The sequence below is a fragment of the Streptomyces sp. NPDC093510 genome, from assembly GCF_040683555.1.
Lineage (GTDB): Bacteria > Actinomycetota > Actinomycetes > Streptomycetales > Streptomycetaceae > Streptomyces.
Genome location: NZ_JBFBEE010000002.1, coordinates 354,903 through 370,393, shown reverse-complemented (window position 1 = coordinate 370,393; position 15,491 = coordinate 354,903). Strand labels below are relative to the sequence as shown.

Annotated in this window: 16 protein-coding genes; 6 read left to right on the top strand and 10 right to left on the bottom strand. The window is 72.7% G+C overall.

The annotated features are described in order from the left end of the window. Window positions 1-46 precede the first annotated feature (46 nt). Entirely contained in the window at window positions 47-898 is an 852-nt protein-coding gene (locus tag AB0N81_RS04040; RefSeq protein WP_365355423.1) for a VOC family protein, read from the bottom strand. A 157-nt stretch (window positions 899-1,055) separates the two neighbouring features. Here AB0N81_RS04040 and AB0N81_RS04035 point away from each other — a divergent pair, with 157 nt between their 5' ends. Further along, window positions 1,056-1,703, top strand: a complete 648-nt coding sequence (locus AB0N81_RS04035) for a TetR family transcriptional regulator (protein ID WP_365355421.1) — start codon at window positions 1,056-1,058, stop codon at window positions 1,701-1,703. Window positions 1,704-1,812: 109 nt separating this feature from the next. Here AB0N81_RS04035 and AB0N81_RS04030 read toward each other — a convergent pair whose 3' ends face one another. Then, on the bottom strand, window positions 1,813-2,325 hold the full coding sequence (locus AB0N81_RS04030) for a nitroreductase family deazaflavin-dependent oxidoreductase (RefSeq protein ID WP_365355420.1): 513 nt from the start codon (window positions 2,323-2,325) through the stop codon (window positions 1,813-1,815). After that, window positions 2,325-3,590, bottom strand: a complete 1,266-nt coding sequence (locus tag AB0N81_RS04025) for an acyl-CoA dehydrogenase family protein (protein ID WP_365355418.1) — start codon at window positions 3,588-3,590, stop codon at window positions 2,325-2,327. The genes AB0N81_RS04030 and AB0N81_RS04025 overlap by 1 nt, the downstream gene beginning before the upstream one ends. Before the next feature lie 132 nt (window positions 3,591-3,722). On the opposite strand from AB0N81_RS04025, the gene AB0N81_RS04020 reads away from it, so the two are divergent. Further along, window positions 3,723-4,907, top strand: a complete 1,185-nt coding sequence (locus AB0N81_RS04020; protein ID WP_365355416.1) for an acetyl-CoA acetyltransferase — start codon at window positions 3,723-3,725, stop codon at window positions 4,905-4,907. A gap of 104 nt (window positions 4,908-5,011) precedes the next feature. Here AB0N81_RS04020 and AB0N81_RS04015 read toward each other — a convergent pair whose 3' ends face one another. Next, window positions 5,012-5,869 (bottom strand): helix-turn-helix transcriptional regulator, encoded by an 858-nt coding sequence (locus AB0N81_RS04015; RefSeq protein WP_365355414.1) that lies wholly within the window; start codon window positions 5,867-5,869, stop codon window positions 5,012-5,014. Between the two features lie 132 nt (window positions 5,870-6,001). Here AB0N81_RS04015 and AB0N81_RS04010 point away from each other — a divergent pair, with 132 nt between their 5' ends. After that, window positions 6,002-6,793, top strand: a complete 792-nt coding sequence (locus AB0N81_RS04010) for an SDR family oxidoreductase (protein ID WP_365355412.1) — start codon at window positions 6,002-6,004, stop codon at window positions 6,791-6,793. On the opposite strand, the gene AB0N81_RS04005 is transcribed toward AB0N81_RS04010, so the two are convergent. Further along, window positions 6,777-7,025: a DUF397 domain-containing protein gene (locus tag AB0N81_RS04005; RefSeq protein WP_365355410.1), complete on the bottom strand. Its 249-nt coding sequence runs from the start codon at window positions 7,023-7,025 to the stop codon at window positions 6,777-6,779. The two genes, AB0N81_RS04010 and AB0N81_RS04005, sit on opposite strands and share 17 nt — an antisense overlap. Continuing rightward, window positions 7,022-7,876 carry a helix-turn-helix transcriptional regulator gene (locus AB0N81_RS04000; RefSeq protein WP_365355409.1) on the bottom strand — a complete coding sequence of 285 codons (855 nt, stop codon included), beginning with the start codon at window positions 7,874-7,876 and terminating at the stop codon, window positions 7,022-7,024. Before AB0N81_RS04000 ends, AB0N81_RS04005 begins: the two co-directional genes overlap by 4 nt. A gap of 75 nt (window positions 7,877-7,951) precedes the next feature. Here AB0N81_RS04000 and AB0N81_RS03995 point away from each other — a divergent pair, with 75 nt between their 5' ends. Beyond that, window positions 7,952-8,377: a hypothetical protein gene (locus AB0N81_RS03995; RefSeq protein ID WP_365355408.1), complete on the top strand. Its 426-nt coding sequence runs from the start codon at window positions 7,952-7,954 to the stop codon at window positions 8,375-8,377. Between the two features lie 108 nt (window positions 8,378-8,485). Then, window positions 8,486-9,169, top strand: coding sequence for a pyridoxal 5'-phosphate synthase (locus AB0N81_RS03990; RefSeq protein ID WP_365355406.1), 684 nt, complete (start codon window positions 8,486-8,488; stop codon window positions 9,167-9,169). A gap of 186 nt (window positions 9,170-9,355) precedes the next feature. On the opposite strand, the gene AB0N81_RS03985 is transcribed toward AB0N81_RS03990, so the two are convergent. The 4 genes from AB0N81_RS03985 to AB0N81_RS03970 form a co-directional block, all read right to left on the bottom strand. Beyond that, entirely contained in the window at window positions 9,356-10,465 is a 1,110-nt protein-coding gene (locus AB0N81_RS03985; protein ID WP_365355404.1) for a hypothetical protein, read from the bottom strand. Between the two features lie 2 nt (window positions 10,466-10,467). Continuing rightward, a complete protein-coding gene (locus AB0N81_RS03980; RefSeq protein ID WP_365355403.1) occupies window positions 10,468-11,400 on the bottom strand; it encodes a hypothetical protein in 933 nt (310 codons plus the stop codon). Window positions 11,401-12,120: 720 nt separating this feature from the next. Continuing rightward, window positions 12,121-13,005, bottom strand: coding sequence for a GNAT family N-acetyltransferase (locus AB0N81_RS03975; protein ID WP_365355402.1), 885 nt, complete (start codon window positions 13,003-13,005; stop codon window positions 12,121-12,123). A 265-nt stretch (window positions 13,006-13,270) separates the two neighbouring features. Further along, complete coding sequence (locus tag AB0N81_RS03970; protein WP_365355400.1) at window positions 13,271-13,768, bottom strand: Zn-ribbon domain-containing OB-fold protein; 498 nt, start codon at window positions 13,766-13,768, stop codon at window positions 13,271-13,273. 396 nt (window positions 13,769-14,164) lie between these two features. On the opposite strand from AB0N81_RS03970, the gene AB0N81_RS03965 reads away from it, so the two are divergent. Beyond that, window positions 14,165-15,322, top strand: a complete 1,158-nt coding sequence (locus AB0N81_RS03965; protein ID WP_365355398.1) for an NAD(P)/FAD-dependent oxidoreductase — start codon at window positions 14,165-14,167, stop codon at window positions 15,320-15,322. The last annotated feature ends 169 nt before the right edge of the window (window positions 15,323-15,491 follow it).

Below are 15,491 nucleotides of genomic sequence, written 5' to 3'. Positions count from 1 at the left end.
TCCTGTCCGAGGCGGTGCTGGCGAACCCGGGGCGGGATCGGGGTGTCTAGGGACAAATCTCCTGGAGGACCGCGAAGGCAGCCCCTTGGTTGTCCGTGAACACGGCGATCCGCCCGTACGGAGTGTCGTGGGGCGGCTCCTGTACGCGTCCGCCCAGCCGGATCACCGCGGCGGCCGCCGCGTCGGCGTCCACGACGGTGAAGTACACGAGGAAGTGCGCGGGCATCTCCGCGGGCATGCGCGTGCGGGCGGCCGGCCCGGTGGCGCCCTGGACGAGGCTGCGGCCGCCGATCGCCGTGTCGGGGCCCGGCTCGGCGCCCACGGGCGACCAGGCGCGGAAGTCCTCGCCGTCGAGGTGGAGGTCGAAGCCGCCGTATCCGAAGACGCGCTCGTAGAACGGGTCGACCAGGTCCTTGTCGCGCGAGTACACCTCGGTCCAGCAGTACGAGCCGGGCCGCTGCTGCCTGCCGAAGCCCTGGTGCGTGCCGGCCTGCCAGAGCCCGAAGACGGCGCCCTCGGGGTCGGCGGCGAGCCCCATCGTCCCGAAGGGCCCGACCGGCCTCGGCTCGGTGATCATCGAGCCGCCCGCGCCCCTGACGCGCGCGGCCAGGGCGGTCGCGTCGGGTGTGGCGAGGTACACCGTCCATACGGTCGGCATGCGGCCGTCGGCCTTGGGGGCGAGCGCGGCGACGGGCAGGCCGTCGCTGTACGCCTGGGCGTGCTGCCCGTACCCCGGCCCGGCGTCCTGGCCGAAAGTCCACCCGAAGAGCTCACCGTAGAACCGCTTGCCGCCCTCGACGTCGGGAAGCATCGCGTCGACCCAGCAGGGCACGCCCTCCGCGTATCCGCCCTGTCCGGCCCGGTGGCTGCCCCCTGTGTCCCGGTCCGCGTAGTCCATGCCTGTCAAGCTAACCGCAGGACCGGCCCCCCGCACCGCCAGGATTCGAACACTTGGCCAATTCCTGCGGGATGCGCCCTTCGCCGCTCTCACGCGCCCCAACCCCATTTGCACTCGGCCGAATCGCGCTCCGATCACCCCTCGGTAAGCTGACGGCATGACAGGACAGGTACGTACCGTCGACGGCCGCGTGGCCGGTCGGCGCGGTCAGGCGACGCGTCAGAAGCTGCTCGACTGCCTCAGCGAGATGCTCAGCTCCTCGCCCTACCGGGACGTCAAAGTCATCGACGTCGCCCGGAAGGCGGGGACTTCACCAGCGACCTTCTACCAGTACTTCCCGGACGTCGAGGGCGCCGTCCTGGAGATCGCGGAGCAAATGGCGGCGGAGGGCGCCGAGTTGACCCAGGTGCTCGACGGGCGCTCCTGGGTCGGCAAGGCCGGCTGGCAGACCTCCCAGGATCTGGTCGACGGCTTCCTCGACTTCTGGCGCAAGAACGACGCGATCCTCCGGGTCGTCGATCTGGGCGCCGCCGAGGGCGACAAGCGCTTCTACAAGATCCGGATGAAGATCCTCAATTCGGTCAACAACTCCCTTACGGAGACCGTCAAGGAGCTCCAGTCCAAGGGCAAGGTCGACAAGGACGTCAGCCCGGCGGCCATGGCGGGCTCCCTGGTCGCGATGCTCGCGGCGGTCGCCTCCCACCAGCGGGGCTTCCAGACGTGGGGCGTGAAGCAGGCCGAACTGAAGCCGAATCTGGCGATGTTGGTGCATTTGGGCGTAACCGGAAAGAAGCCGACGAAGTAGCCCCGGCGGGCACGCTTCCTCACCTCACGCCCCCTCCCGAGTCCTGTCAGCCCGACGGCGGATCACTGCGGTGATCCGCCGTCGTGGTCCGGGCACACGCTCAGCGCCCTCAGCGCCCTTGCCCCTCCCTGCGCTCCAGACGGAACAGTCTGATCTCCCGGTCCACACGGGCCTGGTACGCGGCGTACGGCGGCCAGAACTCCAGCGCCGCCTCCCACACCGCCGCCCGCTCCTCCCCCACCAGCAGCCGCGCCCGCACGGGAATGTCAGCGCCCCGCCAGTTCACCTCGGCCTCGGGGTGGGCCAGCAGATTGGCGGTCCACGCGGGATGCCCCGGGCGCCCGAAGTTGGACCCGACCAGCACCCAGCTCTCCCCACCCTTCGACCCGCCCTCCGCCCCGCCCCCCTCCGGCATGCAGGCCAGCGGCGTACGCCTCGGCAGCCCGCTCTTCGCGCCGCGCGCGGTCAGGATGACGCCGGGCAGCATCCGCGCGCTGAGCAGCACCCTGCCCCGGGTCAGGCGGTGCACGGCCCGGTCCATGGCGGGTATGAAGTGCGGCGCGACCTTCGCGAAGGCGCGGGTGGACGACACCTTCTGCACCAGCCGCAGCCCGGCCGGCATCAGACGGCCTCCCCGAGTCCGTCGGCCTCCCCGAGCCCTTCGGGCTCGACGATCCGCGGCTCGGCGACGGCCCCCTCGAACAGTCCGGCCCGTTCCGCCGCCCGCGCCCGCAGCCTGTGGACCGGCCCGAAGAGCAGTTCGTCGCCGGCCGCCCGCTTGAAGTACAGGTGCGCCTCGTGCTCCCAGGTGAACCCGATGCCGCCGTGCAGCTGCACCGCTTCGGACGCGGCGGTCCGCAGCGCGTCGAGCGCCTGCGCGAGCGCGAGCCCGCCGGCCCGCTCGGCGCCCTGCCCGCCGAACCCGGCGGCCTCCGCACCCGCCGCCCACGCCGCGTAGTAGGCGGCGGACCGGGCCGCCTGCACCTGTACGTACACGTCGGCGAGGCGGTGCTTGACCGCCTGGAAGGACCCGATCGCGCGCCCGAACTGCTCGCGCTGCTGTACGTATTCGACGGTACGTTCCATGACGCGGTCCGCGGCGCCGACGGCCTCGGCGGCGACGACGGTGGCCGCGACGTCCCCGACGGCGCCGAGCGCGCCCGGCACATCGGCCTCGTCGGCGCCCAGCAACTCGCCCTCCGCATCACGCAGTTCGATGCGGGCCTGGGTACGGGTCTCGTCCATCGCGGTCTGCCGCGTCCGGGCCAGGCCGGGCGCCCCTTCGCGCACCAGGAAGAGGAGCGTACGGGACCGGGCGAAGCCTCCCGCGTGCGCGGCCACCACGAGCAGGCCGGCGCTGTGCCCGTCGATGACCTGCTCGGCCTGTCCGTACAGCCGCCACGTCCCATCGACAAGCCTGGCCTGCACGCCGCCCGCGCGGCCGCCGCCGGCCCAGTCACCGTGATTGTCTCCGATGAGGCCGAGCGCCGTGGCGAGCCCGGTGCCGGGCACGGCGAGGGCGGCGGTCAGCTCACCGGCGGCGATGCGGGGCAGGAGCGCGGTGCGCTGCTCCTCGGTGCCGAGCGCGAGGATCAGCGGGGCGGCGAGGACGGCGGTGGCGAAGAGTGGCGTGGGTGCGAGGGCGCGGCCCAGCTCCTCGCTGCCGAGGGCGAGTTCGGCGGACGTGCAGCCGACTCCGCCGTACACCTCGGGGAGTGCGAGGCCGGGCAGCCCGAGCTGTTCGGCGAGGGCGGCCCACAGGCCGGCGTCGTGGCCGGCCGGTGTCCGCACCGCCGCTTTCACCTCGTCGGGACCGCACCGCTTGGTGATCAGTTCGCGAAGGGTGCGGCGGATCTCGCCCTGTTCCGCGCTGAAGGCGGCGTCCATCGGCAGGCTCCTCCCCCGGGCACGGCGATCCGGACCCGAATCTGACGGGCCGTCATGCTAGGGCGGAGACAGCGATATGCACAGAGCGACGACACTCAACGGGGCGCCGGGAGCTGATGTACCGTCAGATTCATGGCTACCGCTACCCGTTCCACCACTCCCCGCAAGGTCGCCGTCGTCGGCGTGGCCCTCTCGGACTGCGGCCGGGTCGACGAGGCCACGCCCTACGCCCTGCACGCCCAGGCGGCCCGCCGCGCACTCGCCGACTCGGGACTCGGCCGCGACGTCATCGACGGCATCGCGTCGGCGGGCCTCGGCACGCTGGCGCCGGTGGAGGTCGCCGAGTATCTCGGCCTCACACCCCGCTGGGTGGACTCGACGTCGGTCGGCGGCGCCACCTGGGAGGTCATGGCGGCGCACGCGGCGGAGGCGATAGCGGCAGGGCACGCGAACGCCGTGCTCCTCGTCTACGGCTCCACGGCCCGCGCCGACATCAAGGCGGGGCGCCGCACGTCGAACCTCTCCTTCGGCGCACGGGGGCCGTTGCAGTTCGAGGTTCCGTACGGACATTCCCTGGTCGCCAAGTACGCGATGGCCGCCCGCCGCCACATGCACGAGTACGGCACGACGCTGGAGCAGCTCGCCTCGGTCGCCGTCCAGGCACGGGCCAACGCGGCGACCAACCCGGATGCGATGTTCCGCGACCCGATCACGGTCGACGAGGTCCTGGCCGGCCCCATGATCGCGGACCCGTTCACCAAGCTGCACTGCTGCATACGTTCCGACGGCGGCTGCGCGGTCCTGCTCGCCGCGGAGGAGTACGTACGGGACTGCGCGGCCGCGCCGGTGTGGGTGCTCGGCGCGGGCGAGCACGTCTCGCACACGACGATGTCGGAGTGGGAGGACTTCACGGTCTCCCCGGCGGCGGTCAGCGGCCGCCTCGCGTTCGAGCGGGCGGGCGTGCGCCCCTCGGACATCGACATCGCGGAGATCTACGACGCCTTCACGTACATGACGCTGGTGACCCTGGAGGACCTCGGCTTCTGCGGCAAGGGCGAGGGCGGCGCGTTCGTGGAGAAGGGCCGCCTGCTGCGGGACGGCGAGCTGCCGACCAACACGGACGGCGGCGGCCTCTCCGCCCAACATCCCGGCATGCGTGGCCTGTTTCTCCTGGTGGAGGCGGTACGCCAGCTACGCGGCGAGGCGGGTGAGGGGCGGCAGGTGTTCCGGGCGGACGGCAGCGTGCCCGAGCTGGCGGTGGCGTCCGGGACGGGCGGCTGGTTCTGCTCGTCCGGGACGGTGATCCTCGGCCGGTAGGCGGTCAGCCGAGGTTCTGCTCGTCCGGGACGGTGATCCTCGGCCGGTAGACGGTCAGCCGAGGTCCTGCTCGTCCGGGACGGTGATCCTCGGCCGGTAGGCGGTCAGCCGGCCGCCGTCACCAGCTGATCGGTCAGGCCGCGCAGAGCTTTCTGGGACGCCGTTCCCGGCTCGGCCGCGAAGGTGACCAGAGCCTGGTCGGGCTCGCCGGGCAGGCGCAGCGTCTCACGGTTCAGGTTCAGCTCGCCCGCCACGGGGTGGCGCACCCGCCACACGCCATGGGCGTGCGCGCCCACATGATGCTCGGCCCACAGCCGACGGAAGTCGTCGCTGCGGACGGAGAGTTCGGCGAGCAGCGTGCACAACCGGTCGTCGCACGGGAAACGCCCCAGATCCATGCGCAGTGCCGCGACCGTGTCCCGGGCGGCCTGCTCCCAGTCGGGGTACAGGTCCCGCGAACCGGGGTGGAGGAAGTGGAGCCAGGCCGCGTTGCGCTGCGCGGCGGGCAGGGCGTCGAAGTCGACGAACAGGGCACGGGCCGCACGGTTGGAGGCCAGGACGTCGAGCCTGCGGCCCAGCACCAGGGCGGGCACGTCACCGACGGCGTCCAGGAGGATGCGTACGCCGATGCGCACCGGTTGTGGTGCGGGCGCGCTTTGGGCTGAGCTTTGGTCGCCGTCGCGCAGCGCCCGCGTCAGGTGCCCCAGGTGCGCGCGCTCGGCGGCATCGAGCCGTAGCGCACGGGCGACGGCGTCCAGGACCTGGTCGGAGACGTTGAGGGAGCGGCCCTGTTCTAGCCGTACGTAGTAGTCGACGCTGACCCCGGCGAGTTCGGCCAGCTCCTCCCTGCGCAGCCCCGGAACGCGGCGCCGCCCGCCGAGCGGACGTACGCCGAGGTCCTCCGGTCGCACGCGGGCACGCCGGGACTTCAGGAACGAGGCCAGTTCGGTGCGGAAATCCATCCCACAAGTGTCGGTCAAGCCTGGTACTGCCAGACCCAGGGTCGAGCAGAGCCCTGGGTGGGGGCGGATTCCTCCGCCAGAGTCGACACCACGTAGGACACCGCACGGCATCGCACTCTCTCGGAGATCACAGTGACCACGACAGCAACACAGCCCCGCTCCTCCGCCCACCCCCTCGCCGGCCGGGTGGCTGTGGTGACGGGCGCCTCCAGCGGAATCGGCGAGGCCACCGCACGCCTGCTCGCCGCGCAGGGCGCCCACGTCGCGCTCCTCGCGCGGCGGGCCGAGCGCCTGACCGACCACGTGGCGCAGATCGAAGCCGCGGGCGGCCGCGCCCTGGCCGTACCGGCCGACGTCGCCGACCCCGCCTCGCTCACGGCTGCCGCCGACCGGGTACGGGAGCGTCTCGGCCGCGTCGACCTCGTGGTCAACAACGCGGGCCTCGCCCTTCCCGACCTGCTCGGCCGGGGCGCCGAAAGCAACTGGCAGCGCATGATCGAGGTGAACGTCACCGGCGCCCTCGCCGTCGTGACGGCCTTCACGCCGGACCTGATCGCGGCCGCCGCCGACCGTGGCCACGCGGACCTGATCACCATCTCGTCAGCGGCCGCACAGACGGTCCTGCCCGGCTTCGCCGGATACGCCGCGACGAAGGCTGCCGTCAGCCACTTCTCCCGCAACCTGCGCGCCGAGCTCAGCCCGCACCACGTCCGGGTCACCACGATCGAACCGGGAACCATCGACACCGAGCTGCGCGACCACCTCGGCGACCCGGCGACCAGCGCCGCCGTCCAGGAGGCGGTGGCCTCCCTAGGGGAACTCCCCAGCGGAACCGACGTCGCCGAGATCATCGCCTTCGCGGCGAGCCGCCCCCGCCACGTCAACCTGTCCCAGCTCTCGGTACTGCCTACGCGGGAGGCGTGAGCCGGGCCAGGAACTCGGTCCACACGGAGGGGGCGACGGTGAAGGTGGGGGCGGACTCGGGGAGCTTGGAGTCGCGGATGTGGATGGCGTGGGGGCAGGTGGCTACCTCTACGCAGTCACCGCCCTCGTTACCGCTGTAGCTCGACTTGCGCCAGGTGTAGGCGACTTCGACGCACGTGCCGCCTTCATTACTGCTGTAGCTGCTCTTGAACCACGCCAGCTCGGCGTTCATAGCTGCCCCGCCATCCTCTCGATCAGTTCCGCGGACTCCCGGGGCGTGAGCGCCTGGGCCCGCAGTGCGCCGAAGCGGTCGATGAGCTGGTTGACCTCCTGCGGCCTTGAGATCAACCTACCGCTGATCTGCCCGTCGTCGTAGGCGAAGTTGCGGCCTTCGGCAGTGCTCAGCAGGTTGGTTGTTCCGTGCAGCCCGGCGTGCTCGCGAGTCTCCGTCGGCATTACCTGCACCCTCAGATGGTGCATTGTGCGCACACACTCCAGCACATGCAGCAGCTGCATCCGAAGCACCTCTCGGCCGCCGATAGGACGCTTGAGCACCGACTCCTCGATGACATACCCGATCATCGGCGGCGGGGTCCGGGTCAGCAGCATCTGCCTCTCCAGACGCCCCACCACGTCCTTCTCGATCCGGTCCTCGGTCAGCTGCGGCACCCGCTCCTCGTACAGCGCGCGGATGTAGTCCTCGGTCTGCAACAGGCCCGGGAAGACCATGGTCTCGTACGCGCTGATGCTCGCCGCCGTCTTCTCCTGCCGCACCCAACCCACAAACGTCGGCGGGTACTTCTCCTCCTCCATCAGCGGAATGCAGGACTTCAGCGCGCCCCGCGCGTCAAGCACCGTGTCCGCGTCGGCGAGGTAGGTCGACGTAGGGATGCGTTCCGCACGCTCGTACGCGCCCGCGAGGGACTCCGAGACGAGGAGCCGCCCGGCCACGTCCTTGCGTGACATCCCCGACCGCTCACGGAAGTTTTTCAGCAGGCCCCCCACCAGCCGCCGTGCCGGGGACGGGACGACCGTGTCCGGCCTCTCGCTCACCGTCTTCTCACCCATCACCACAACGGCCACCACCCTCTCCACGCCTTGCCGATGTGTTTCCTGCGCCTCTGGTAACGCTACGCAGTCACCCCGACTCTCGTAGGCATGACGAACGAACTCACCCCGGACTGGGTACCCGCGTCCGGCCTTCAGCTCCGGCTCACTGGCGTGCACTTCGATGCCATCCGTGTGAGGGGCGTACGCGGCGAGGCGGTTCTGCACCACCTCGCCACGCTCACGGAGGGCGACCCCGGGCCCGTGATCCGCGAGGTGTCCGGGGGCCGCTGGACGTACTTCCTGCTCGCACCGGGGACGAGCAAGGAGTTCGCCTGGCCGCCGGGGGCCACGTGCCTGGGGCCCGCCGCGCGGGACCAGTACGTCGGCGTCCCGGCGGCACAGGGCAACACCTATCCGCTGAGCTGGCGGTGCGGGGCGCCGCAGGAGGGGGTGTTCGTGGACGGGGAGCTGCTGCACGGCGTACTGATGGCGCAGCTCGTCGTGGACACCGGCGCGGGGGCGGGCCTGGAGTGACGCGGGGCGGCCCGGAGTGACGCGGGGCGGCCCAGAGTGGCGGGGGTGGCCCGGAGTGACGCGGGGAGGGCGGGAAGGAGCGGGGCGGCGGCGCGCCACAATCGACTCATGACAGCACCGGCAGAACCCGCTCCCCAGGAGACCTTCCGCGCCCTGCTCCGCTCCCAGAAGGTCTGGGACACCGACCTCCCGGCCTTCGACCCGGCACACGCCCCACCCACCCCTCTGCCCCTCTTCCACACGTGGTTCGCGGAGGCGGTGGCCGCCGGGCAGCCAGAGCCGCACACGATGGGCCTGGCGACGGTGGACGAGGAGGGGCTGCCCGACGTACGCACGGTGATGCTGCACGACGCGGATGCCCGGGGCTGGCACTTCGCCACGCACGCGAGCAGCGCGAAGGGCCGCCAGCTCGCGGCCCGCCCGGACGCCGCCCTGCACTTCTACTGGGCGGCGCAGGGCCGCCAGATCCGGGTCAGAGGCCGGGTCACGACGGCACCGCACGCCGAGAGCCTCGCCGACCTGCACGCCCGGTCGACCGGGGCACTGGCCGCGGCGTTGGTGGGCAGGCAGAGCGAAGTCCTCGGTACGTACGAGGAGTTGGAGCGGTCGTCCGTGGCCGCGTGGGAGCGCGCGCGGGCGGAGCCGGACGCGGACTCCCCGACGTGGACGCTGTACGTACTGGAGCCGGTGGAGGCGGAGTTCTTCCAGGGCGACGCGCGCCGCCGTCACGTGCGGCTGCGGTACCGGAGGGCGGGCGGCAGCGGGTGGGGCAGGGAGCTGCTCTGGCCGTAGCTGTGCTCGTGGCTGGGGCCGTAGCTGTGGTCGTGACCGCGGTCGCGGCCGCAGCCTCAGCCGCAGCAGTGACCGCAGCAGTGACCGTAACTGCGGCTGTAACTGCGGCTGTAACTGCGGCTGTAACTGCGGCTGCAGCAGGGTCCATGGCGATGACCGTGGCAATGGCGTGGCAATGGTCGCGTCTCAGCCGAACCGCAGGATGCGCGGCGCGAAGGTGTTCTCGGGGCCGTCGGCGCGGCCGACCGACCACACCGTCTCCGTGCCCGGTACCGGTGCCAGATGCAGCCGCGAGGATTCTCCCTCTCCGGCCACCGCCGGTTCGCTGTGCCCGGTGAACGACTGCCCGTTCCAGGCGAGGAAGTCCGGCCCGGGGACGAGCGGCGGCCAGCTGCCAGGCGGACCGTACTTCTGCGAGCGTGACACCGCGACCCAGCCCAGTTCGCCGGACGGGCCGGGCGCCAGCGAGCTGACCGCGCCGAAGTCGGTGGGGACGGTCACCCGGTTCCACGCCTGCCCGTCGAAGCGGACCAGGAGCGGCGGGATCGGCTTGCCGACCGGGCCGCCGACGAACCCGGCCGTGCCGCCCGCCCACACCTCCGTGTCGGAGACCGCGTACACGCTGCCGACGGCCGACCGCGGGAACCCGGACACGGTCGTCTGCTCCCACGCCTGCCCGTCCCAGTGCGACACGGCCGCACCCGCGTGGGTGTCGCCCGCGGCCCAGACGTCGTCGGCCGCCTTGACGTGCAGGCCGTACACGGCTCCCGGCGGCACCGGCATGTCCTGCCAGGTGCGCCCGTCCCTGCGCAGCAGCACCTGCGCGCCGTCGCGCGAGCCGATCAGCCAGGTCTCACCGCCGCCGGCGACGACCTTGGTCAGCGCGACACCGGACGGCGGACGGCTCTCGGTCCAGACCTTGCCGTTGAAGCGGAGCAGACGGGCGCCGCCCGCCGAGTCGCGGCCGACCGCCCAGGCCGAGGCAGGTGAGGGCGCGGCGACGGACAGCAGCTCTCCCTGCCAGTCGCCACCGGGCAGCTTCTGGCGCTGCCACGCGGTTCCGTCCCAGCGCATCATTAGCGGGAAGCCCGGCGCATCGCGGCCGACGGCGTCGGAGCCCACCGCCCACGCCCGGCCGGGACCGAACGCCACGGCCTCGTTCAGCCCGGCCTGCGGGCGCACCTGTGCCGGGACCGGAACGTGCTGCCAGGATCGGGGTTCCGCCGCGGCCGAGACCATGACGGTCACGAGGGTCATGGCGACGGCGAGGGCCGCGACGAGAAGTCTGCGTGCCATGGTCAGCCTCCCAGCCGCTCGCTCATCAGATTCGGTTTCGAGCCGTAGATCTCGACCGTCCCGAAGGACAGCAGCGCGGACCCGGCCCTCGCCAGCACACGCGGTTTGACGTCGATCGCGTTCGCGCGCTCCGGGCCGTACGAGAAGGTGGTGCGGGAGCCGTCCACCCGCGCGTACTTCGACTGGAACGCGCGGTCGCTGCGCACCGGCAGCCACAGCGCGCCGTCCGGGCCGCGCGCCAGGGTTTCGGCGTAGGTGGCGCCCAGCGGCGGGTGGCTGGTGCGCCAGGTGCGCCCGTTCCAGGACATCAGGTAGGCGCGGGAGCCGCCGTCGGTGTACTGGGTGCCGCTGATCGTGGCCCGGCCGGAGGGTTCGAGCAGGATCGTGTGCACGTTGCTGTTCGACGGGAGCGGCACGTTCGCGTCCCGCCACGCGGTGCCGTCCCAGCGCAGGACGGCGGTCCCGGTGCTGGTGCTCGCCCACGCCCAGGCGTCGGTGGCGGTCCGCGCGACGACCCCCATCACGAAGTGCACGTCGTCCGGGGTGGACTGGGTGGTCCAGCGGGACCCGTCGTAGTGCAGCACCTTCAGCCCGGTGTCGTCCTCACCGACCACCCAGGCGGCGCCCGGTACCGCGGCGAAGTCCTGGTAGTTCCACATGGTCTGCGGCAGCGGGACGACGCTCCACCTGCCCGCCGACCGGCGCAGGATCTCGCCCGCTCCCTCCCGGTTGCTGCGGAAGATCCACACCTCGTCGCCGACGAACTGCACCTCGCCGAGCCAGCCCGGCTCACCGGCCCCGGGGAAGGTCGTGTCCCGGCTCCACGCCGTGCCGTCCCACCGGTACAGCATCGGCCGCATCCCGTCGGCGGCGTGCTCGTACCCGGTCGCCCACGCCTCGCCCGGCCCACGGGCACCGAGATCGGCCACGTTCATCGGCGAGGCCGCCGCCGGCGGCACGGGCAGCGCGTCCCACTTCGGCGCCGGGGAGGGGGGTGGGGCTGGGGCTGGGGGCGGGGCTGGGGTCGGGGCTGGGGCCGGGGTCGGGGCCGGAGCTGGGGCCGGGGCCGGAGCCGGTGACGCGGCGCCGGGCGGCGATACGGCTCCGGGCGAGGTGACGGCTCCGGGCGGTGACGAGGCACCGGCTGCCGACACGGCACCGGGCGGCGACACGGCACCGGCCGAAGTCACGGCACCGGGCGGCGACACGGCACCGGCCGAGGTGACGGCTCCGGGCGGTGACGCGGCTCCGGGCGACGTCACGGCACCGGCCGAGGACACGGCACCGGGCGGTGACACGGCACCGGGCGGCGATACGGCTCCGGCCGAGGTGACGGCTCCGGGCGGTGACGCGGCTCCGGGCGACGTCACGGCACCGGCCGAGGACACGGCACCGGGTGGCGACACGGCACCGGCCGAGGTCACGGCTCCGGGCGGTGACGCGGCACCGGCTGCCGACACGGCACCGGGCGGCGACACGGCACCGGCTGCCGACACGGCTCCGGGCGGCGACACCAACGTGGCACACGCGATCACAAGGCAGACCACAACAGCACGGAGACCGTTCACGAGACCCCCAGAGCGCGAAGGTCGCACACGCTATTGGCTTCACCCACCCGTGAACAGGCGGCATCCAGCCGATCCCGACCGACGTCCTCAGCGCGTGAAGTCCCACTGCGCGAAGTCCCCGACGGGCCGGTATCCGATGCGCTGGTAGAGGCCGTTGCTGGTCGGGTTGGCGAGGTCCGTGAAGAGCAGGACCTCCGCCGCGCCCGCGTCGAGGGCGGCACGGGTGACCGCGACGGTGACGGCACCTCCGTAGCCGCGGCCCCGGAGCCCGGCCGGGGTGTAGACGGGGGCGACGCGGACCTGCCCCGCGACACGGCGGGTGACGCCGGCCATCGCGGCGGGGGTGCCGTCGGGGGTCTCCCAGAGGGTGACGCCTCCGTAGGCGATACGGGAGTCCGCCCAGTCGCCGGCATCCATCGCGGAGCGCTCGCCGACGGCCTCGCCGAACTCCTCGTGCCAGCGCACGAGGAGAGCACGGTCCGCCCCGGTGGCGACGCGGGCGCGGCCCGCCGGTACGGGCTCGGGCGGGGTGAGGGTGCCGAGCCGGTACAGACGCTGCCGTATACCGGGGGCGACGCCGGCTCCGGTGTGCTCCTCCCAGGCCCGCGCGAACGCCTCCGCGGTGGCGCGGTCGGCGGCGACTCCGGGCAGGTCGGGGCTGACGTCGGCGAGCTGCCGGGCGAGGGAACCGGCGGCCTCGGGCACGACGGGGCTGACGGCCACGCGGTGCGGAGGGGTCCGCAGGAAGGCCCCCCGGACGGCGCCGCCGCCATCGGCGTACGTACCGAAGAGGGGCGCCCCCTCCCCGTACGCCCTGAGTCCTCGCACGCGAAGGGTCTCGGTGACGCTGAGCAGGACGGTGTGCAGGGCGGGTGCGGAGTGCAGGAACTCCTCGGCGCGGCCGAGGAATCCTTCGAGGTTGTCGGTCAACTCCCAGGCGGAGACGGGCCCTTCGGGAGGCGCCGCGGGCACGGAGGACACCGCGGAATCTGTCGGAACTGACGCTTCTGAAGACATGGAACATGCTCTCGCGCCCCCTGGGGGGACCGCCTCCGAATTAAACCCGGCACGCCCCTCCTCCCCACTCAAGCCCGGCACGCTCCTCCCCACTCAAGCCCGGCGCGCTCAGCCCCGATCAACCCCGGCACGCCCAGCCCCGATCAAACCCGGCACGCTCCTCCCCGCTCAAGCCCGGCACGCCCCCCCGATAAGCCCGGCACTCACTCCCGCTCCCCCGTCACGCCCCGCCCACCGGCCGAAACACCGCGACCGCCGCCCCCACCGCACCCTTGGCACCCATCGCATCCCTCGCACCCATGGTGCCCACCGCATCCATGCCTCCCGCCGCCGCCCGGAAGGTCACCTCCACCGGCATCCCGATCCGTAGCACGCCCTCCCCGCCCTCGCAGTCGACGATCTCCGTCATCATGCGCGGGCCTTCGGCGAGGTCGACGACGGCGGCGATGTAGGGGACGCGGCTGCCGAACGGCGGCAGGTCGTTGCGGTGCACGACCGACCACGTATAGAGCGTGGCCCGGCCGCTCGCCCGCTCCCAGGAGACGTCCTCGCTCCAGCAGCGCGGACAGAACTCGCGCGGATAGTGGTGCGCCGCGCCGCACGCCCCGCAACGCCGGATCAGCAGCCGGCCCTCGGCCGCGGCGTCCCAGTAGGGCCGGGTGAAGGCATCGGTCTCGGGAAGGTCGAAGCGCGGCTCGGTGCGCGGTTCCGTGCTCATCAAGGAGTCCGATCACGTCGTAGGGTCAAGTCCGCTGGTTTTGGGGCAACTTCGACGTCCTGGCGCGAGCCCGGCGGCCGCAGGGGCAAGCCCGGTGTGAGTCCAGGGCAGGTGCCGCCGAGAAACGCACGCACCCACCCGACCACCCACCCCGAACGCCCACTCACTCACCCCCCACTCACCCACTCACCCCACCCGAACCAGCCTTTCCGGCCTTCCACGACCCCGACGGTCAGGCGCACCTGACGCTACGTCAGTTCATCGCACGACCCACAGAACACGCAAGAGCCATACACGGCACGCCCCTCACCACCCCCCACCCCCCCGTGATCGATTCGCAATCGGTTTCGGACTTGACCGTCCCCCATCAAGTAATCGCGCGGTTACTCTCCAGTCATGGCCGACTCGACCCCTCCGCTTACGCTCACACAGGACCGCCCCGTGTACGTCATCGGCGCCGGACCGGGCGGGCTCGCCGCCGCGGCGGCCCTGCGCGCACGCGGCGTCCGCGCGGTCGTCCTGGAGAAGTCCGACCACGTCGGCGCCTCCTGGCGCGGCCACTACGACCGCCTGCACCTGCACACGACCCGCCGCCTCTCCACCCTGCCGGGACTCACCATCCCCCGGTCCTTCGGCCGCTGGGTGTCACGCGACAACGTCATCCGCTACCTGGAGAAGTACGCCGAGCACCACCAGCTCGACGTCGTCACCGGCGTCGAGGTGACCGGCCTGGAGCGCACCGACGACGGCACCGGGTGGCTGCTGCACGCGACCGGCGGGCGCGAGCTCACGGGCAGCGCGGTGGTGGTCGCCACCGGCTACAACCACACGCCCCACCTCCCGGACTGGCCCGGCCGCGACACCTACACCGGCGAACTCCTGCACGCCGCCGACTACCGCAACGCCCGCCCCTACGCGGGCCAGGACGTCCTGGTCGTCGGCGTCGGCAACACGGGCGCCGAGATAGCCGTCGACCTCGTGGAGGGCGGCGCCGCCCGGGTCCGCCTCGCGGTACGCACCGCCCCGCACATCGTGCGCCGCTCCACCGCGGGGTGGCCCGCCCAGCTCTCCGGCATCCTGTGCCGCAGGCTCCCGGTCGCGCTGGTCGACCGGCTCGCGGGCCTGATCGCGAGGCTCAGCGTCCCCGACCTCACCGCGCGTGGGCTGCCGCGCCCCGACACGGGCCTGTACTCGCGGGTGAAGCAGGGTGCGATTCCGGTGCAGGACGTCGGCCTGATCGACGCCGTACGCAAGGGGCGGGTCGAACCGGTCGCCGCGCTGGAGTCCTTCGAGGACGGCAAGGTCATCCTCACCGACGGCACCAGGATCGGCCCGGACACCGTCATCGCGGCAACGGGCTACCGTCGCGCCCTCGAAGGGCTGGTAGCCGACCTCGACGTCCTCGACCCCCGCGGTCTCCCCACGGCCCACGGCCGCCGCCCCCCGAACCACGCCCCGGGCCTCTACTTCACGGGCTTCACGAACCCCATAAGCGGCACCCTCCGCGAACTCTCCCGCGACGCGGAAAAAATCGCCAAGGCGATATCCCCCTGACCCACACCCCACGCCCCCCCCGCACGCGGCCCCACCGCCCCCCCCTGCGGCAACACCCACTCCCGCCGCTCCGCGGCGGACCCCTACCCCCCCCCCCCCCCGTGGACACGCGAAGCCCCGGGGGGGGTTGGGGGGCCCGGATGGGGGGGCCCCCCAAAGCCAAGCGGGT

Excerpts from the sequence above, each read along its gene's own strand:
- AB0N81_RS04015 (WP_365355414.1), bottom strand. The coding sequence starts at position 5,869 with ATGGATTTCCGCACCGAACTGGCCTCGTTCCTGAAGTCCCGGCGTGCC.
- AB0N81_RS03965 (WP_365355398.1), top strand. The coding sequence starts at position 14,165 with ATGGCCGACTCGACCCCTCCGCTTACGCTCACACAGGACCGCCCCGTG.
- AB0N81_RS04040 (WP_365355423.1), bottom strand. The coding sequence starts at position 898 with ATGGACTACGCGGACCGGGACACAGGGGGCAGCCACCGGGCCGGACAG.
- AB0N81_RS04030 (WP_365355420.1), bottom strand. The coding sequence starts at position 2,325 with ATGCCGGCCGGGCTGCGGCTGGTGCAGAAGGTGTCGTCCACCCGCGCC.
- AB0N81_RS04025 (WP_365355418.1), bottom strand. The coding sequence starts at position 3,590 with ATGGACGCCGCCTTCAGCGCGGAACAGGGCGAGATCCGCCGCACCCTT.
- AB0N81_RS03990 (WP_365355406.1), top strand. The coding sequence starts at position 8,486 with ATGACAGCACCGGCAGAACCCGCTCCCCAGGAGACCTTCCGCGCCCTG.
- AB0N81_RS04005 (WP_365355410.1), bottom strand. The coding sequence starts at position 7,025 with ATGAACGCCGAGCTGGCGTGGTTCAAGAGCAGCTACAGCAGTAATGAA.
- AB0N81_RS04035 (WP_365355421.1), top strand. The coding sequence starts at position 1,056 with ATGACAGGACAGGTACGTACCGTCGACGGCCGCGTGGCCGGTCGGCGC.
- AB0N81_RS03985 (WP_365355404.1), bottom strand. The coding sequence starts at position 10,465 with ATGGCACGCAGACTTCTCGTCGCGGCCCTCGCCGTCGCCATGACCCTC.
- AB0N81_RS03980 (WP_365355403.1), bottom strand. The coding sequence starts at position 11,400 with ATGAACGTGGCCGATCTCGGTGCCCGTGGGCCGGGCGAGGCGTGGGCG.
- AB0N81_RS04020 (WP_365355416.1), top strand. The coding sequence starts at position 3,723 with ATGGCTACCGCTACCCGTTCCACCACTCCCCGCAAGGTCGCCGTCGTC.
- AB0N81_RS03970 (WP_365355400.1), bottom strand. The coding sequence starts at position 13,768 with ATGAGCACGGAACCGCGCACCGAGCCGCGCTTCGACCTTCCCGAGACC.
- AB0N81_RS03995 (WP_365355408.1), top strand. The coding sequence starts at position 7,952 with ATGACGAACGAACTCACCCCGGACTGGGTACCCGCGTCCGGCCTTCAG.